This is a genomic window from Bacillus sp. FSL R5-0709 (assembly GCF_038004785.1).
GTDB lineage: Bacteria > Bacillota > Bacilli > Bacillales > Bacillaceae_G > Bacillus_A > Bacillus_A mycoides.
Genome location: NZ_JBBORT010000001.1, coordinates 122596 through 139696 on the forward strand (window position 1 = coordinate 122596; position 17101 = coordinate 139696).

Annotated in this window: 30 protein-coding genes; all 30 read left to right on the forward strand. The window is 40.8% G+C overall.

Going from position 1 to position 17101, the window contains the following annotated elements:
* Positions 1 to 70: 70 nt before the first annotated feature.
* Positions 71 to 2149, forward strand: a complete 2079-nt coding sequence (gene fusA, locus MKX37_RS00655) for an elongation factor G (RefSeq protein WP_002113318.1) — start codon at positions 71 to 73, stop codon at positions 2147 to 2149.
* A 117-nt stretch (positions 2150 to 2266) separates the two neighbouring features.
* Complete coding sequence (gene tuf / locus MKX37_RS00660) at positions 2267 to 3457, forward strand: elongation factor Tu (protein WP_002009778.1); 1191 nt, start codon at positions 2267 to 2269, stop codon at positions 3455 to 3457.
* 400 nt (positions 3458 to 3857) lie between these two features.
* Entirely contained in the window at positions 3858 to 4166 is a 309-nt protein-coding gene (gene rpsJ / locus MKX37_RS00665) for a 30S ribosomal protein S10 (protein ID WP_001040595.1), read from the forward strand.
* A 34-nt stretch (positions 4167 to 4200) separates the two neighbouring features.
* Positions 4201 to 4833 carry a 50S ribosomal protein L3 gene (rplC, locus tag MKX37_RS00670; RefSeq protein ID WP_000160209.1) on the forward strand — a complete coding sequence of 211 codons (633 nt, stop codon included), beginning with the start codon at positions 4201 to 4203 and terminating at the stop codon, positions 4831 to 4833.
* Between the two features lie 25 nt (positions 4834 to 4858).
* The gene (gene rplD, locus MKX37_RS00675; RefSeq protein ID WP_001127261.1) at positions 4859 to 5482 is read left to right on the forward strand and encodes a 50S ribosomal protein L4; all 624 of its coding nucleotides are present in this window, start codon (positions 4859 to 4861) and stop codon (positions 5480 to 5482) included.
* Positions 5482 to 5772, forward strand: a complete 291-nt coding sequence (gene rplW / locus MKX37_RS00680; protein WP_001205557.1) for a 50S ribosomal protein L23 — start codon at positions 5482 to 5484, stop codon at positions 5770 to 5772. The genes rplD and rplW overlap by 1 nt, the downstream gene beginning before the upstream one ends.
* A gap of 28 nt (positions 5773 to 5800) precedes the next feature.
* A complete protein-coding gene (gene rplB / locus MKX37_RS00685; protein ID WP_000511584.1) occupies positions 5801 to 6631 on the forward strand; it encodes a 50S ribosomal protein L2 in 831 nt (276 codons plus the stop codon).
* 60 nt (positions 6632 to 6691) lie between these two features.
* On the forward strand, positions 6692 to 6970 hold the full coding sequence (gene rpsS, locus MKX37_RS00690; RefSeq protein WP_000124452.1) for a 30S ribosomal protein S19: 279 nt from the start codon (positions 6692 to 6694) through the stop codon (positions 6968 to 6970).
* Between the two features lie 17 nt (positions 6971 to 6987).
* Positions 6988 to 7329 carry a 50S ribosomal protein L22 gene (gene rplV / locus MKX37_RS00695; RefSeq protein ID WP_002009773.1) on the forward strand — a complete coding sequence of 114 codons (342 nt, stop codon included), beginning with the start codon at positions 6988 to 6990 and terminating at the stop codon, positions 7327 to 7329.
* A gap of 3 nt (positions 7330 to 7332) precedes the next feature.
* Entirely contained in the window at positions 7333 to 7992 is a 660-nt protein-coding gene (gene rpsC, locus MKX37_RS00700) for a 30S ribosomal protein S3 (RefSeq protein ID WP_002009771.1), read from the forward strand.
* A gap of 1 nt (position 7993) precedes the next feature.
* The gene (rplP, locus tag MKX37_RS00705; protein WP_000928969.1) at positions 7994 to 8428 is read left to right on the forward strand and encodes a 50S ribosomal protein L16; all 435 of its coding nucleotides are present in this window, start codon (positions 7994 to 7996) and stop codon (positions 8426 to 8428) included.
* Positions 8418 to 8618: a 50S ribosomal protein L29 gene (gene rpmC, locus MKX37_RS00710; RefSeq protein WP_002091523.1), complete on the forward strand. Its 201-nt coding sequence runs from the start codon at positions 8418 to 8420 to the stop codon at positions 8616 to 8618. The genes rplP and rpmC overlap by 11 nt, the downstream gene beginning before the upstream one ends.
* Before the next feature lie 20 nt (positions 8619 to 8638).
* Positions 8639 to 8902 (forward strand): 30S ribosomal protein S17, encoded by a 264-nt coding sequence (rpsQ, locus tag MKX37_RS00715; RefSeq protein ID WP_002091526.1) that lies wholly within the window; start codon positions 8639 to 8641, stop codon positions 8900 to 8902.
* A gap of 43 nt (positions 8903 to 8945) precedes the next feature.
* Positions 8946 to 9314, forward strand: a complete 369-nt coding sequence (rplN, locus tag MKX37_RS00720; protein ID WP_000615912.1) for a 50S ribosomal protein L14 — start codon at positions 8946 to 8948, stop codon at positions 9312 to 9314.
* A gap of 38 nt (positions 9315 to 9352) precedes the next feature.
* On the forward strand, positions 9353 to 9664 hold the full coding sequence (rplX, locus tag MKX37_RS00725) for a 50S ribosomal protein L24 (protein WP_000558201.1): 312 nt from the start codon (positions 9353 to 9355) through the stop codon (positions 9662 to 9664).
* 26 nt (positions 9665 to 9690) lie between these two features.
* Entirely contained in the window at positions 9691 to 10230 is a 540-nt protein-coding gene (rplE, locus tag MKX37_RS00730; RefSeq protein WP_002091528.1) for a 50S ribosomal protein L5, read from the forward strand.
* 33 nt (positions 10231 to 10263) lie between these two features.
* Positions 10264 to 10449, forward strand: coding sequence for a 30S ribosomal protein S14 (gene rpsN / locus MKX37_RS00735; RefSeq protein ID WP_001085700.1), 186 nt, complete (start codon positions 10264 to 10266; stop codon positions 10447 to 10449).
* Between the two features lie 29 nt (positions 10450 to 10478).
* Positions 10479 to 10877: a 30S ribosomal protein S8 gene (gene rpsH / locus MKX37_RS00740; RefSeq protein ID WP_002009764.1), complete on the forward strand. Its 399-nt coding sequence runs from the start codon at positions 10479 to 10481 to the stop codon at positions 10875 to 10877.
* Positions 10878 to 10909: 32 nt separating this feature from the next.
* Positions 10910 to 11449 carry a 50S ribosomal protein L6 gene (gene rplF, locus MKX37_RS00745; protein ID WP_002009762.1) on the forward strand — a complete coding sequence of 180 codons (540 nt, stop codon included), beginning with the start codon at positions 10910 to 10912 and terminating at the stop codon, positions 11447 to 11449.
* Between the two features lie 31 nt (positions 11450 to 11480).
* Positions 11481 to 11843: a 50S ribosomal protein L18 gene (gene rplR / locus MKX37_RS00750; protein WP_002009761.1), complete on the forward strand. Its 363-nt coding sequence runs from the start codon at positions 11481 to 11483 to the stop codon at positions 11841 to 11843.
* 21 nt (positions 11844 to 11864) lie between these two features.
* Complete coding sequence (gene rpsE / locus MKX37_RS00755; RefSeq protein ID WP_002009759.1) at positions 11865 to 12365, forward strand: 30S ribosomal protein S5; 501 nt, start codon at positions 11865 to 11867, stop codon at positions 12363 to 12365.
* Positions 12366 to 12378: 13 nt separating this feature from the next.
* Entirely contained in the window at positions 12379 to 12561 is a 183-nt protein-coding gene (gene rpmD, locus MKX37_RS00760; protein ID WP_002009757.1) for a 50S ribosomal protein L30, read from the forward strand.
* Positions 12562 to 12594: 33 nt separating this feature from the next.
* Entirely contained in the window at positions 12595 to 13035 is a 441-nt protein-coding gene (rplO, locus tag MKX37_RS00765; protein WP_002009754.1) for a 50S ribosomal protein L15, read from the forward strand.
* The gene (gene secY, locus MKX37_RS00770; protein WP_002124688.1) at positions 13035 to 14336 is read left to right on the forward strand and encodes a preprotein translocase subunit SecY; all 1302 of its coding nucleotides are present in this window, start codon (positions 13035 to 13037) and stop codon (positions 14334 to 14336) included. Before rplO ends, secY begins: the two co-directional genes overlap by 1 nt.
* A gap of 54 nt (positions 14337 to 14390) precedes the next feature.
* Positions 14391 to 15041: an adenylate kinase gene (locus MKX37_RS00775; RefSeq protein WP_002124689.1), complete on the forward strand. Its 651-nt coding sequence runs from the start codon at positions 14391 to 14393 to the stop codon at positions 15039 to 15041.
* Positions 15041 to 15787 (forward strand): type I methionyl aminopeptidase, encoded by a 747-nt coding sequence (gene map / locus MKX37_RS00780; protein ID WP_000582542.1) that lies wholly within the window; start codon positions 15041 to 15043, stop codon positions 15785 to 15787. Before MKX37_RS00775 ends, map begins: the two co-directional genes overlap by 1 nt.
* A gap of 68 nt (positions 15788 to 15855) precedes the next feature.
* Positions 15856 to 16074 (forward strand): translation initiation factor IF-1, encoded by a 219-nt coding sequence (infA, locus tag MKX37_RS00785; RefSeq protein WP_001029884.1) that lies wholly within the window; start codon positions 15856 to 15858, stop codon positions 16072 to 16074.
* 35 nt (positions 16075 to 16109) lie between these two features.
* A complete protein-coding gene (gene rpmJ / locus MKX37_RS00790) occupies positions 16110 to 16223 on the forward strand; it encodes a 50S ribosomal protein L36 (protein ID WP_000868344.1) in 114 nt (37 codons plus the stop codon).
* Positions 16224 to 16244: 21 nt separating this feature from the next.
* Positions 16245 to 16610, forward strand: a complete 366-nt coding sequence (rpsM, locus tag MKX37_RS00795) for a 30S ribosomal protein S13 (protein ID WP_002009746.1) — start codon at positions 16245 to 16247, stop codon at positions 16608 to 16610.
* A 24-nt stretch (positions 16611 to 16634) separates the two neighbouring features.
* Positions 16635 to 17024 (forward strand): 30S ribosomal protein S11, encoded by a 390-nt coding sequence (gene rpsK, locus MKX37_RS00800; protein WP_002009745.1) that lies wholly within the window; start codon positions 16635 to 16637, stop codon positions 17022 to 17024.
* Positions 17025 to 17101: the final 77 nt, after the last annotated feature.

The following is a 17101-nucleotide window of genomic DNA, read 5'->3' on the forward strand; positions in this document are numbered from 1 at the left end:
ATATAAAGTGGCTTTTTTGCTACTTAAAATAAAATAATCCAATCCATATATGGAAGGAGCAAGACACCAAATGACTAGAGAGTTCTCTTTAGAAAACACTCGTAATATTGGTATCATGGCTCACATCGATGCTGGTAAAACAACAGCAACTGAGCGTATTCTGTATTACACAGGACGTATTCATAAAATCGGTGAAACTCATGAAGGTGCATCTCAGATGGACTGGATGGAGCAAGAGCAAGAACGTGGTATCACAATTACTTCTGCTGCAACTACAGCACAATGGAAAGGTCACCGTGTAAATATCATTGACACTCCAGGACACGTAGATTTCACAGTAGAAGTAGAACGTTCTTTACGCGTACTTGATGGCGCAGTAGCAGTACTTGATGCACAATCTGGTGTAGAACCACAAACAGAAACTGTTTGGCGTCAGGCTACTACTTATGGTGTACCTCGTATCGTATTCGTTAACAAAATGGATAAGATTGGTGCAGATTTCTTATACTCTGTAGGAACAATCCACGATCGTTTACAAGCAAACGCACATCCAATTCAGTTACCAATCGGTGCTGAAGATGAGTTCAATGGTATCATTGACCTTGTTGAAGAGTGTGCTTACATGTACGCTAACGATTTAGGAACAGACATCGAGCGTGTCGAAATTCCTGAAGAGCATAAAGAATTAGCTGAAGAATACCGTGGAAAACTTATTGAAGCGGTAGCTGAGCTTGATGAAGAAATGATGATGAAGTACCTAGAAGGTGAAGAAATCACTGTAGAAGAGCTTAAAGCTGGTATCCGTAAGGCTACAACTTCTGTAGAATTCTTCCCAGTAATCTGTGGTTCTGCATTCAAAAATAAAGGTGTTCAAATTCTGTTAGACGCAGTTATCGACTACCTACCATCTCCATTAGATGTACCTGCTATTAAAGGTACTCTTCCGGATACAGATGAAGCTATCGAGCGTAAGTCTAGCGATGAAGAACCATTCGCAGCTTTAGCATTCAAAATCATGACTGATCCTTATGTTGGTAAGTTAACGTTCTTCCGTGTGTACTCTGGTGTGTTAAACTCTGGATCATACGTGAAAAACTCAACTAAAGGTAAGCGTGAGCGTGTAGGTCGTATCCTACAAATGCACGCTAACAGCCGTGAAGAGATTTCAACAGTTTACGCTGGTGATATCGCTGCTGCTGTAGGTTTAAAAGATACTACTACTGGTGATACTCTTTGTGACGAGAAGAGCCTTGTTATCCTTGAGTCTATGGAATTCCCAGAACCAGTTATCTCTGTAGCTATCGAACCAAAATCTAAAGCTGACCAAGATAAAATGGGTACAGCATTATCTAAGCTTTCTGAAGAAGATCCAACATTCCGTGCTCACACTGACCAAGAAACTGGCCAAACAATCATCGCTGGTATGGGTGAACTTCACCTTGATATCATCGTTGACCGTATGCGCCGTGAATTCAAAGTGGAAGCAAACGTTGGTGCTCCTCAGGTAGCATACCGTGAGACTTTCCGCGCTGCTGCGAAAGTTGAAGGTAAGTTCGCTCGTCAATCTGGTGGTCGTGGACAATTCGGTCACGTTTGGATTGAGTTTGAACCTAATGAAGAAGGTAAAGGTTTTGAATTCCAAAACAAAATCGTCGGCGGTGTAGTTCCACGTGAATACATCCCAGCTGTTGGAGCGGGTCTTGAAGACTCACTTAAAAATGGTGTACTAGCTGGTTACCCACTAGTTGACATCAAAGCTGCGTTAGTTGACGGATCTTACCATGATGTCGATTCATCTGAGATGGCGTTCAAAATCGCTGCATCTATGGCGCTTAAAGCTGCGGTTTCTAAATGTAGCCCAGTAATTCTTGAGCCAATGATGAAAGTTGAAGTTGTAATTCCTGAAGAGTACATGGGTGACATTATGGGCGACGTAACATCTCGTCGTGGACGTGTAGAAGGTATGGAAGCTCGCGGTAACGCTCAAGTTGTTCGCGCTATGGTTCCACTTTCTGAAATGTTCGGTTATGCAACGGCATTACGTTCTAACACTCAAGGACGCGGAACATTCTCAATGACATTTGATCATTATGAAGAAGTACCGAAGTCTGTTTCTGAAGAAATTATTAAAAAAAATAAAGGTGAATAATTGATTTTTATCGATTGTTCAAGTATAACTACTTATGTAAGCTTAGAAAGTGAGACGCAAGTTTCACTTTCTAGTCTAAATATAAAATAACCCATATAAACTAAGGAGGAATTTAGAATGGCTAAAGCTAAATTCGAACGTTCTAAACCCCATGTTAACATCGGTACAATCGGCCACGTTGACCATGGTAAAACTACATTAACTGCTGCGATCACTACAGTTCTTGCAAAAGCTGGTGGTGCTGAAGCACGCGGATACGATCAAATCGACGCTGCTCCAGAAGAAAGAGAGCGCGGAATCACAATCTCAACTGCACACGTTGAGTACGAAACTGAAACTCGTCACTATGCACACGTTGACTGCCCAGGTCATGCTGACTATGTTAAAAACATGATCACTGGTGCTGCTCAAATGGACGGCGGTATCTTAGTAGTATCTGCTGCTGATGGTCCAATGCCTCAAACACGTGAGCACATCCTTCTTTCTCGTCAAGTAGGTGTTCCTTACATCGTTGTATTCTTAAACAAATGCGACATGGTAGATGACGAAGAATTATTAGAATTAGTAGAAATGGAAGTTCGCGACCTATTATCTGAATACGGATTCCCAGGCGACGATATTCCTGTAATTAAAGGTTCTGCTCTTAAAGCTCTTCAAGGAGAAGCTGAGTGGGAAGAAAAAATCATCGAATTAATGACTGAAGTTGATGCTTACATCCCAACTCCAGAACGTGAAACTGACAAACCATTCTTAATGCCTATCGAGGATGTATTCTCTATCACAGGTCGTGGTACAGTTGCAACTGGTCGTGTTGAGCGTGGAATCGTTAAAGTTGGTGACGTAGTAGAAATCATCGGTCTTGCTGAAGAGAATGCTACTACAACTGTAACTGGTGTAGAAATGTTCCGTAAGCTTCTTGACCAAGCTCAAGCTGGAGACAACATCGGTGCTCTACTTCGTGGGGTTGCTCGTGAAGACATCCAACGTGGACAAGTTCTTGCTAAAACTGGCTCTGTAAAAGCACACGCTAAATTCAAAGCTGAGGTTTTCGTATTATCTAAAGAAGAAGGTGGACGTCATACTCCATTCTTCGCTAACTACCGTCCACAGTTCTACTTCCGTACAACTGACGTAACTGGTATCATCCAATTACCAGAAGGTACTGAAATGGTAATGCCTGGTGACAACATCGAAATGACTATTGAACTTATCGCTCCAATCGCTATCGAAGAGGGAACTAAATTCTCTATTCGTGAAGGTGGACGTACAGTAGGTTACGGTGTAGTTGCTACAATCGTTGCTGAGTAGTCTTTAATTAGATTATTAAAAACTCAAGGGATTCTCCCTTGAGTTTTTTTATTGCTTATTACTATAGAAGAAAGAGATGTATTTTCTATTTTTGGATGAGTTTCTTCTATAGTATATAAAACGAAAATAACACCCAAAAACTGTAAGTTGAATAAGAGTAGATGAAAACTTGATATTCTTTAAAGTGCCATGTATAATAGCAAAAGTAGAGAAAAGCAGATGCGAACAAAAAGATGCTTGCATCTAGACGAATAACATTGTATAATAGACAATGTTGGTCTTTGACTGCGATGAAGTGGAAGGTTGCTGACACACCCGGCCGCTTTGCCATGGCATGGTGTGGGGAAATTTCCATGGAGAAGGTCTATTTTAGAAATAGGCGAACGAAGGAGGGAAAATAATGGCAAAAGAAAAAATTCGTATCCGTTTAAAAGCTTATGATCACCGTATTCTTGATCAATCAGCTGAGAAAATTGTAGAAACAGCTAAGCGTTCTGGGGCAACAGTTTCTGGTCCGATCCCATTACCAACTGAGAAGACTATTTACACAATTCTTCGTGCTGTTCATAAGTACAAAGATTCTCGTGAACAATTCGAAATGCGCACACACAAACGTCTAATCGACATCGTGAGTCCTACTCCGCAAACAGTAGATTCATTAATGCGTTTAGATTTACCATCTGGTGTAGATATCGAAATCAAACTATAATTCATATAACTTAAAAATGTAGGAGGTGTAACTCATGACCAAAGGAATCTTAGGAAGAAAGATCGGTATGACTCAAGTATTTGCTGAGAACGGTGAGTTAATCCCAGTAACGGTAATCGCTGCTAATCCAAACGTTGTTCTTCAAAAGAAAACAACTGAAACTGATGGCTACAACGCAATTCAGTTAGGATTTGAAGATAAACGTGAAAAGTTAACTAACAAACCTGAACAAGGCCACACTGCTAAAGCATCTACAACTCCTAAGCGCTTCATTCGCGAAATCCGCGATGCAGACGTGGACGGATTAGAGGTTGGTCAAGAGGTAAAAGTTGAAGTTTTCGCTGCAGGTGAAATCGTTGACGTAACAGGAATTTCTAAAGGTAAAGGTTTCCAAGGTGTTATTAAACGCCACGGACAATCTCGCGGACCTATGTCTCATGGTTCTCGCTATCACCGTCGTCCAGGTTCAATGGGGCCAGTTGCTCCGAACCGTGTATTCAAAGGCAAAAAACTTGCTGGACGTATGGGTGGAGACCAAGTTACTATCCAAAACTTAGAAATCGTTCAAGTTGACACTGAGCGCAACTTATTACTAGTAAAAGGTAACGTTCCAGGTGCTAAGAAATCTCTTGTAGTTGTTCAAGGCGCTGTGAAGGTTAGCAAATAATTCACAATAGGAAGGAGGAATTCCAATGCCAAAAGTTACTGTATATAACCAAACTGGTTCACAGGTTGGTGAAATCGAATTAGCTGAAGCTATTTTCGGTATCGAACCAAATGAAGCTGTACTATTTGAAGCTGTAATGATGCAACGTGCATCTTTACGTCAAGGTACACACAAAGTAAAAACTCGCTCTGAAGTTCGTGGTGGTGGTCGTAAACCATGGCGTCAAAAAGGAACTGGACGTGCTCGTCAAGGTTCTATCCGCTCTCCTCAATGGCGTGGTGGTGGTACGGTATTCGGACCTACACCAAGAAGCTATGCGTACAAACTTCCTAAGAAAGTTCGTCGTTTAGCAATCAAATCTGCATTAGCTACTAAAGTAGTTGAGAACAACATTGTAGTTCTTGAGGACCTAGTGTTAAATGCACCAAAAACAAAAGACATGGTAGCAGTACTTAAAGGATTAACTGTTGAGAAGAAAGCTCTTATCGTAACTGCTGATGCAAACGAATCTGTAGAGTTATCTGCTCGCAATATCCCTGGAGTAACAGTAATCACTGCTGATGGCGTAAACGTGCTAGATGTGCTTCATCATGATAAGCTAATCATGACAAAAGCGGCAGTGGAAAAAGTAGAGGAGGTGCTTGCATAATGAGAGATCCTCGTGATATCATTAAGCGCCCAGTTATCACTGAACGTTCTATGGAAATGATGGCTGAAAAAAAATACACGTTCGACGTGGACGTTAAATCTAATAAAACAGAGGTTAAAGACGCTATAGAAGCGATCTTTGGTGTTAATGTAGACAAAGTAAATATCATGAACTACAAGCCGAAAGCAAAACGTGTTGGTCGTCACGCTGGTTTTACTAGCCGTCGTCGTAAAGCAATCGTTAAGCTAACTGCTGACAGCAAAGAAATCGAAATCTTCCAAGGCGTTTAATTCTTACTAAAGAAGGAGGGAAATTGAGATGGGAATTAAAAAGTATAATCCAACTACTAACGGTCGTCGTAACATGACTACGAATGATTTCGCTGAAATCACGACTGACAGACCAGAAAAGTCTTTACTTGCTCCTTTAAGCAAAAAGGCTGGTCGTAATAACCAAGGTAAAATTACTGTACGTCATCAAGGTGGCGGACATAAGCGTCAATACCGTATCATCGACTTTAAGCGTAACAAAGATGGAATTCCAGGACGCGTTGCTACGATCGAATACGATCCAAACCGCTCTGCGAATATCGCATTAATTAACTACGTTGACGGTGAAAAACGTTACATTCTTGCTCCTAAAACTTTAGAAGTAGGTATGGAAGTTATGTCTGGCCCTGAAGCTGACATTAAAATCGGTAACGCATTACCATTAATCAACATTCCAGTAGGTACTGTTGTTCATAATATCGAGCTTAAGCCTGGTCGTGGAGGACAATTAGTCCGTTCTGCTGGTACATCTGCTCAAGTACTTGGTAAAGAAGGAAAATACGTACTTGTACGTTTAACTTCTGGTGAAGTACGTTTAGTATTATCTGCTTGTCGCGCTTCAATCGGTCAAGTTGGTAACGAACAACACGAACTTATCAAAATCGGTAAAGCAGGTCGCTCTCGCTGGTTAGGTAAGCGCCCAACAGTTCGTGGTTCTGTAATGAACCCGGTTGATCACCCACACGGTGGTGGTGAAGGACGCTCTCCAATCGGACGTAAGTCTCCAATGTCTCCATGGGGTAAACCAACTCTTGGATTCAAGACTCGTAAGAAAAACAAAGCGTCTGATAAATTTATCGTTCGTCGTCGTAAAAAATAATGGGATTGTAGTACGGTTCATTTCAAGAACCGTACGCCAATCACGAAGGGAGGCACCAAAATGGCTCGTAGCTTAAAAAAAGGACCATTTGTCGATGATCACTTAATGAACAAAATGGAAAAATTAGTTGCATCTGAGCAAAAACAAGTTGTTAAAACTTGGTCTCGCCGTTCAACAATCTTCCCTCAGTTCATCGGACATACAATTGCTGTATATGATGGTCGTAAACACGTACCTGTGTACATCACTGAGGATATGGTTGGCCATAAGTTAGGTGAATTCGCACCAACTCGTACGTATAAAGGTCACCTTGCTGACGATAAGAAAACTAGAAGATAATGAGAGGAGGCACTTCAATGCAAGCTAAAGCAGTAGTGAGAACAGTTCGTATTGCTCCTCGTAAGGTTCGTTTAGTAGTAGACTTAATCCGAGGTAAGCAAGTGGGTGAAGCGATTGCTATCCTTAACCACACACCAAAAACTGCTTCTCCAGTTGTAGAAAAAGTTTTAAAATCTGCAATCGCAAATGCAGAGCACAATTATGAGATGGATATTAACAACCTAGTTGTTGAAAAAGTCTTCGTTGACGAAGGTCCAACGTTGAAACGTTTCCGTCCACGTGCAATGGGTCGTGCAAGCCAAATTAACAAACGCACAAGCCACATCACAGTTGTGGTATCAGAAAAGAAGGAGGGATAATCGATGGGTCAGAAGGTTAATCCAATTGGTCTTCGTGTCGGTATTATCCGCGACTGGGAATCTCGTTGGTTCGCTGAGAAAGATTATGCTACGTTATTACATGAAGACATCAAAATCCGTGAGTACATTACTGTACGCTTAAAAGATTCTGCTGTTGCTAAAGTAGAAATCGAACGTGCAGCAAATCGTGTAAATGTTACAATTCACACTGCAAAACCTGGTATGGTAATTGGTAAAGGTGGTACTGAAGTTGAAGCACTTCGTAAAGCTCTTAACCAATTAACAGGCAAGCGTGTACACATTAACATTTTAGAAGTTAAGAGAGCTGATCTTAACGCTAAATTAGTGGGCGAAAACATCGCTCGTCAATTAGAAAACCGTGTATCATTCCGTCGTGCACAAAAGCAAGTTATTCAACGTGCTATGCGTGCAGGAGCAAAAGGTATTAAAACACAGGTTTCTGGTCGTCTTGGCGGGGCTGATATCGCTCGTGCAGAATCTTACAGTGAAGGAACTGTTCCACTTCATACACTTCGCGCTGATATTGACTATGCAGCAGTTGAAGCTGATACAACATACGGTAAATTAGGCGTAAAAGTATGGATCTACCGTGGAGAAGTCCTTCCTACAAAAAAGAAAGCTTCTGAGGAAGGAGGAAAATAATATGTTAATGCCAAAACGCGTAAAATATCGTAGAGAGCATCGTGGTAAAATGCGTGGTCGTGCAAAAGGTGGAACTGAAATTGCTTTCGGTGAATTCGGTTTACAAGCACAAGCTGCTTCATGGATTACAAACCGTCAAATCGAAGCTGCTCGTCGTGCAATGACTCGTTACATGAAACGTGGCGGTAAAGTATGGATTAAAATTTTCCCTTCTAAACCTTACACTGCAAAACCTCTAGAAGTACGTATGGGTTCCGGTAAAGGGGCACCAGAAGGCTGGGTAGCAGTAGTAAAACCTGGGAAAATTATGTTTGAAATCGCGGGTGTATCTGAAGAGGTAGCACGCGAAGCATTACGTCTTGCAGCTCACAAACTACCTGTGAAATGTAAGTTCGTAAAACGTGAAGAAAATGGTGGTGAATCTAATGAAAACTAATGATATTCGTGAATTAACCACTGCCGAAATCGAAACAAAAGTTAAAGCTTTAAAGGAAGAATTGTTCAATCTTCGCTTCCAACTTGCTACAGGACAATTAGAGAATCCAACTCGCATCCGTGAAGTGCGTAAAGCGATTGCTCGTATGAAAACTGTAGTTTGTGAAAGAGAGATCGGAATTAATCGATAAATTGAGGGGAGGTTTGCATAGTGAGCGAACGTAACCAACGCAAAGTTTATACTGGTCGTGTTGTGTCTGATAAAATGGACAAAACGATTACAGTTTTAGTTGAAACTTACAAAACTCATTCCTTGTACGGAAAACGTGTTAAGTATTCTAAAAAGTACAAAGCCCATGATGAGCAAAACCAAGCAAAACTTGGCGATATCGTTAAAATCATGGAAACTCGCCCGCTTTCTGCTACTAAGCGTTTCCGTTTAGTTGAAATCGTTGAAGAAGCGGTTGTTATCTAAATAGACGAATCGGAATTTTTAGTCCGAAGGGAGGTTTCATAACATGATCCAACAAGAATCTCGTTTGAAAGTTGCTGACAACTCTGGTGCACGTGAACTTTTAACAATTAAAGTATTAGGCGGCTCTGGTCGTAAATATGCTAATATTGGTGATATTATCGTTGCTACGGTAAAACAAGCAACACCAGGTGGCGTTGTTAAAAAAGGTGACGTTGTTAAGGCAGTAGTGGTACGTACGAAGAGCGGAGCTCGTCGTCCGGACGGTTCTTATATTAAATTTGATGAAAACGCAGCGGTTATCATCAAAGACGATAAGAGCCCACGTGGTACTCGTATCTTCGGACCAGTAGCTCGTGAATTACGTGATAGCAACTTCATGAAGATCGTTTCTTTAGCTCCAGAAGTTCTATAATTTAAGGTATTGCCTTGCTAAGGAGGTGCAGAATTAAGATGCATGTAAAAAAAGGTGATAAAGTTCAGGTAATCACTGGTAAAGACAAAGGAAAACAAGGCGTTATCCTTGTGGCTTTCCCAAAGCAAAACCGTGTTATCGTTGAGGGTGTTAACATCGTTAAAAAACACTCTAAGCCATCTCAATTAAATCCACAAGGTGGAATTATTACGAAAGAAGCACCTATTCACGTTTCTAATGTTATGGTATTAGATCCGAAAACAGGCGAACCTACTCGCGTAGGCTTCAAAGTAGAAGATGGTAAAAAAGTTCGTATTGCAAAAAAATCTGGTGAATTATTAGATAAATAATTTTCTTAAGAAAGGAGGTCACTTCATTGAATCGCCTTAAAGAGAAGTTCCAAAAGGAAATTACTCCTGCTCTAATGAGCAAGTTTAACTATAAATCTGTGATGGAAGTACCGAAAATCGAAAAGATCGTAATCAACACTGGTGTTGGTGACGCGGTATCTAACTCAAAAGCTTTAGACAATGCAGTAGAAGAATTAACGCAAATCGCAGGTCAAAAACCTGTTGTAACTCGCGCTAAAAAATCAATCGCTGGTTTCCGTCTTCGTGAAGGTATGCCAATCGGTGCGAAAGTAACTTTACGCGGACAACAAATGTATGAGTTCTTCGACAAATTAGTATCAGTTTCTTTACCACGTGTACGTGATTTCCGTGGTGTTTCTAAGAAATCATTCGATGGTCGTGGGAACTACACATTAGGTGTTAAAGAGCAACTAATTTTCCCTGAGATTGATTATGATAAAGTAAGTAAAGTCCGCGGTATGGACATCGTAATCGTTACTACAGCGAAAACTGATGAAGAAGCTCGTGAACTTTTAACACAATTCGGTATGCCATTCCAAAAATAATGGAAGCCAACGCTAAGTAGAGGAGGCGAAAACGTGGCTAAAAAATCTATGATCGCGAAACAAAAGCGTACTCCTAAGTTTAAAGTACAAGAGTATACACGTTGCGAACGCTGCGGTCGTCCGCATTCTGTATACCGCAAATTTAAGCTTTGCCGTATTTGTTTCCGTGAACTTGCATATAAAGGTCAAATTCCTGGTGTTAAAAAAGCTAGTTGGTAAAACCCACAAATGGGAAGGAGGTAAAACACATGGTGATGACAGATCCAATTGCAGACATGCTTACTCGCATCCGTAATGCGAACATGGTACGTCATGAGAAATTAGAGGTTCCTGCTTCTAAAATCAAAAAAGAGATCGCTGAACTTTTAAAACGTGAAGGTTTCATTCGTGATGTAGAATACATTGGGGATAACAAACAAGGTATCCTTCGTATTTTCCTGAAATATGGTGCAAACAATGAACGTGTAATCACTGGATTAAAACGTATCAGTAAACCTGGCTTACGCGTTTACGCAAAAGCTGATGAAGTACCACGTGTACTTAACGGATTAGGTATCGCTCTTGTTTCTACATCTAAGGGAGTAATGACAGACAAAGACGCTCGTCAATTACAAACTGGTGGAGAAGTAGTAGCATACGTTTGGTAATATATATTTAAAACGAACGGAGGTGTGACCACATGTCTCGTATTGGTAAAAAGATTCTTGAAATCCCTGCAGGTGTTACTATTACAGTTGCAGAAGACAATACTGTAACAGTAAAAGGCCCTAAAGGTGAATTAACTCGTACTTTCAAAACTGATATGTCTATCAAAATTGAAGAAAATACACTAACAGTTGAGCGTCCATCTGAACAGAAGGAACACCGTGCATTACACGGTACAACTCGTGCTTTAATCGGAAACATGGTTGAAGGTGTAACTACAGGTTTCGTACGCGGACTTGAATTAGTCGGTGTTGGTTACCGTGCTCAAAAACAAGGAGATAAACTTGTTTTAAGCGTAGGTTATTCTCATCCAGTAGAAATGACTCCAGAAGCAGGACTTGAAGTTGAAGTACCTGTACCAACTAAAATCGTAATTAAAGGTATCGACAAGCAACGTGTTGGCGAATTTGCTGCTAACATCCGCGCTGTACGTGCTCCTGAACCATATAAAGGTAAAGGTATTCGTTACGAAGGCGAAGTTGTTCGTCGTAAAGAAGGTAAAACTGCTAAGTAAACCCGTTAGGTGAAAGAAAGGAGTGACAAGAATGATCACTAAAGCTGCTAAAAATGCGACTCGTAAGAAAAGACATGCACGTGTACGTGCTAAACTTACTGGTACTGCAGAACGTCCACGTTTAAACGTGTACCGTTCTAACCAACATATTTACGCTCAAGTTATTGATGATGTAAATGGTGTAACATTAGTAAGTGCATCTACTCTTGATAAAGACCTTGCTCTTAACGGTACTAGCAATACTGAAGCTGCTACGAAAGTTGGAGAATCAGTTGCTAAGCGTGCTGTAGAGAAAGGCGTTAAAGAAGTAGTATTTGATCGCGGTGGTTACTTATACCATGGCCGTGTTAAAGCTCTAGCTGAAGCTGCTCGTGAGGCTGGATTACAATTTTAATGGTCAAAGGAGGGAAAATTGATGCAACGCATTGACCCAAGTAAATTAGAACTTGAAGAACGTGTAGTTACGATAAATCGTGTCGCGAAAGTTGTTAAGGGTGGTCGTCGTTTCCGCTTTGCTGCACTAGTTGTAGTTGGCGATAAAAACGGTCATGTTGGATTCGGTACTGGTAAAGCACAAGAGGTACCAGACGCAATCCGTAAAGCTATCGAAGACGCTAAGAAAAACCTAATCGCTGTACCATTAGTTGGTACAACAATTCCTCACACAATCAACGGTCATTTTGGAGCTGGTGAAGTATTCTTAAAACCTGCTGCTGAGGGTACTGGTGTTATTGCTGGTGGACCTGTTCGTGCGGTACTAGAATTAGCTGGTGTACAAGATATTCTTTCGAAATCTCTTGGTTCTAACACACCAATCAACATGATTCGCGCTACTGTGAACGGATTAAGCGAACTTAAGCGCGCTGAAGATGTTGCAAAATTACGCGGTAAATCTGTAGAAGAGCTACTAGGTTAAGGAGGGAAAACAAATGGCGAAAAAGTTAGAAATTACCCTCACTCGTAGTGTAATTGGTCGTCCACAAGATCAACGTGCGACGGTAGAAGCTTTAGGTCTTAAAAAGTTGAATTCAACTGTAGTTAAGGAAGAAACTCCTGCTATTCTTGGTATGATCAACAAAGTTTCTCACCTTATCTCTGTAAAAGAAGCTTAAGGATAACTCATTAATATAAGGAGGTGCCTGGGAATGAAACTTCATGAATTAAAACCTGCAGAAGGTTCTCGTAAAGTACGTAACCGTGTCGGTCGTGGTATCGGTTCTGGTAACGGTAAAACTGCTGGTAGAGGTCATAAAGGACAAAACGCACGTTCTGGCGGCGGTGTTCGTCTTGGCTTCGAAGGTGGTCAAACTCCACTATTCCGTCGTTTACCAAAACGCGGCTTCACAAACATTAACCGTAAAGAGTTTACTATTGTAAACTTATCAACGTTAAATCGTTTTGAAGATGGTACAGAAGTAACACCTGAATTATTGCTGGAAACTGGCGTTATCAGCAAATTAAACGACGGTGTTAAAATTCTTGCAAGCGGAGCAGTAGAGAAAAAATTAACTGTTAAAGCGCACAAGTTCTCTTCAAGTGCTAAAGAAGCAATTGAAGCAGCTGGCGGATCAGTTGAGGTGATCTAATGTTTCGTACAATCTCCAACTTTATGCGCGTTGCTGAGATAAGACGTAAAATATTATTCACTTTAGCGATGTTAGTCGTATTCAGGATTGGCACGTTTATCCCAGTGCCATTTACAAATGGAGACGTACTGAAAGCACAAGATCAATTAAATGCCTTAGGTATCCTAAATACATTTGGCGGTGGCGCCTTGAAAAACTTCTCCATCTTCGCGATGGGAATCATGCCGTATATTACAGCATCCATCATCGTGCAATTATTGCAGATGGATGTTGTTCCTAAATTTTCGGAATGGTCGAAGCAAGGCGAAATGGGCCGTCGTAAACTAACGCAATTCACGCGTTACTTTACAATTGTTCTTGCGTTTATTCAGGGGTTTGGTATGTCAATCGGTTTTAACGGTATGGTAGGTGGGCAATTAATTTTGAATCCAGGTTGGAGCACTTATTTATACATTGCTACGGTACTGACTGCTGGTACTGCATTTTTAATGTGGTTAGGTGAACAGATTACAGCTAAAGGTGTAGGTAATGGTATTTCCATTCTTATCTTTGGCGGTATTGCCGCAGCGATCCCAAGTGTTATATCTCAAGTGTATCAACAACAGTTTCAAAATATCGGAGATCAATTGTTCATGAGTATCGTTAAAGTTGCATTGATTTTACTAGCTGTGCTAGCGGTTATTGTTGGTGTTATTTTCATTCAACAGGCTGTTAGAAAGATCCCAATTCAATACGCGAAGCGTGTAACAGGAGGGAATGGGAATCATGCTGGAGCACAAAACACTCATTTACCACTTAAGGTAAATAGTGCGGGTGTTATTCCAGTCATTTTTGCTGTTTCATTCTTAATTACGCCTCCAACTATTGCACAGTTCTTCCCGAAACATGATGTGTCGCAGTGGATTATTGCAAACTTTAACTATTCTCACCCAGTGGGAATGATCATATATGTTGCGCTCATTGTAGCCTTCACATATTTCTATGCATTTGTTCAGGTTAATCCAGAGCAAATGTCAGAGAATCTAAACAAGCAAGGTGGATATGTTCCAGGTATTCGTCCGGGTAAGAATACAGAACAATATCTAACAAAAATCTTGTATCGTTTGACCTTTGTGGGATCAATTTTCCTAGCAGCGATTGCAATCTTACCAGTTATCTTTACGAAATTGGGAAATCTTCCTCCATCTGCACAGATTGGTGGAACGAGTATGTTAATCGTTGTCGGCGTTGCTTTAGAAACAATGAAGCAGCTAGAAAGCCAATTGGTAAAACGCCATTACAAAGGGTTTATCAAGCAGTGAGTAAGTGGGAAGAACTGTCTTCCCTACATGCTCATGTACTGAGGGGGAACAAGGATGAACTTGATTTTAATGGGGCTTCCTGGTGCTGGTAAAGGTACACAAGCCGAACAGATTATTGCCAAGTATAACATCCCTCACATCTCAACAGGAGATATGTTCCGTGCAGCTATGAAGGCTGAAACTGAACTTGGTTTACAAGCAAAATCTTTTATTGATAAAGGTGCGCTTGTTCCAGATGAAGTTACAATTGGAATTGTTCGTGAACGTTTAAGCCAAGAAGACTGTATTAAAGGCTTCTTATTAGATGGTTTCCCACGAACTGTTGCACAAGCATCAGCTCTTGAAGAGATTATGAAAGATCTTGGCAAAAAAATCGACTATGTTTTAAACATTAATGTGGATTCAGGGTTGTTATTAACACGCCTTACAGGCCGTCGCATTTGTAAAGAATGCGGTGCGACTTACCACTTAGAATTCAATCCGCCAGCAAAAGCTGATGTGTGCGATAAATGTGGTGGCGAATTATATCAACGCTCTGATGACAATGAAGAAACTGTAGCAAATCGTTTAGATGTAAATATTAAGCAAACAAAACCTTTGCTTGATTTCTACGAGGAGCTTGGCTACTTACAAAGCATTAATGGTGAGCAAGATATCAATAAAGTATTTGCTGATATCGATGTTCTCATCGGAGACTTAGCGTAATGATCATCTGCAAAACTCCTCGCGAGATAGAAATCATGCGAGAAGCTGGCAGGATCGTTGCTTTAACTCATCAAGAGTTGAAACAACATATTACTCCAGGAATTACAACGAAAGAGCTCGATCAAATAGCGGAAAAGACGATTCGAAAATATGGTGCTACGCCATCTTTTAAAGGATACAACGGATTTCCGGGGAGCATTTGTGCTTCTGTAAATGAAGAGCTTGTACACGGGATTCCAGGGAAGCGTAAGCTCGAAGAGGGCGATATCATCAGTATCGATATTGGTGCGAAATACAATGGGTACCATGGTGATTCTGCATGGACGTATCCAGTTGGAAACATTTCTGAATCTGTTCAAAAGCTACTTGATGTCACAGAAAAATCGTTGTATCTTGGTCTAGAACAAGTAAAACCAGGCGAAAGATTATCAAATATCTCGCATGCGGTTCAAACACATGCTGAAGAGAATGGGTTCTCGATCGTTAGGGAGTATGTTGGTCACGGAATCGGGCAAGACTTACATGAGGACCCTCAAATCCCGCACTATGGTCCACCAAATAGAGGCCCTAGATTAAAGCCGGGAATGGTCATCTGTGTTGAGCCGATGGTGAATCAAGGAAGACGATATGTAAAAACACTATCTGATGACTGGACAGTGGTAACGGTAGATGGTAAATGGTGTGCCCATTTTGAGCACACGATTGCTCTTACAGAAGCAGGATACGAAATCCTTACCACTTTATAAGTAGCTGGCTCTCCGGGATTTCAGAGCAGTGTAAAATGTTACTGATTTGAAGAAGGGAGAACTATTGAATGGCTAAAGATGATGTAATTGAAGTCGAAGGTACCGTTCTTGAAACGTTGCCAAATGCTATGTTCAAAGTAGAATTAGAGAATGGGCATGTCGTATTGGCTCACGTTTCTGGTAAAATCCGTATGAATTTCATTCGTATTTTACCAGGAGACAAAGTTACGGTAGAATTATCTCCGTACGATTTAAATCGTGGTCGTATTACGTACCGTTTTAAATAATATAGCACTCCGTAATCTTTAAGGAGGTTCGAGACATGAAAGTAAGACCGTCAGTTAAACCAATCTGCGAAAAATGTAAAGTTATTCGTAGACGTGGAAAAGTAATGGTTATTTGTGAAAACCCTAAACATAAACAAAAACAAGGTTAATCAGAAGGAGGTGCATTCAAAATGGCACGTATCGCAGGTGTAGATATTCCTCGTGACAAGCGCGTTGTTATTTCTTTAACTTACGTATTCGGCATTGGTCGCACAACTGCTGAAAAAATTCTTACAGAAGCTGGTATTTCTTCGGAAACACGAGTTCGTGATTTATCGGAAGATGAATTAGGACGTATCCGTGATATCATCGATCGTATTAAAGTTGAGGGAGACCTTCGTCGTGAAGTATCTCTTAACATTAAACGTCTAATGGAGATCGGTTCTTACCGTGGTCTTCGTCACCGTCGTGGTTTACCAGTTCGTGGTCAAAACTCTAAAAACAATGCTCGTACACGTAAAGGTCCACGTCGTACAGTAGCAAATAAAAAGAAATAATAAGTAAAGGAGGTTGAACTAACAATGGCACGTAAAACAAACACTCGTAAAAAACGTGTGAAAAAGAATATTGAAGCTGGTATAGCTCATATTCGTTCTACTTTCAACAACACAATCGTAACACTTACAGATACTCATGGTAACGCACTTTCTTGGTCTAGTGCTGGTGCACTTGGTTTCCGTGGATCTCGTAAATCTACTCCATTCGCTGCGCAAATGGCTGCTGAAGCTGCTTCTAAAGTTGCAATGGAGCATGGTTTAAAAACTTTAGAGGTTACTGTTAAAGGTCCTGGTGCTGGTCGTGAAGCTGCAATTCGTGCTCTTCAAGCGGCAGGTCTAGAAGTAACAGCAATTAGAGATGTTACTCCAGTTCCTCATAATGGATGTCGTCCACCAAAACGTCGTCGTGTGTAATTTTTCTGTATAGAATTTTCCCTTTTGTCTATAATGGATATGATGCATTATCGAGAAATTTCGTACAGAAACATCGC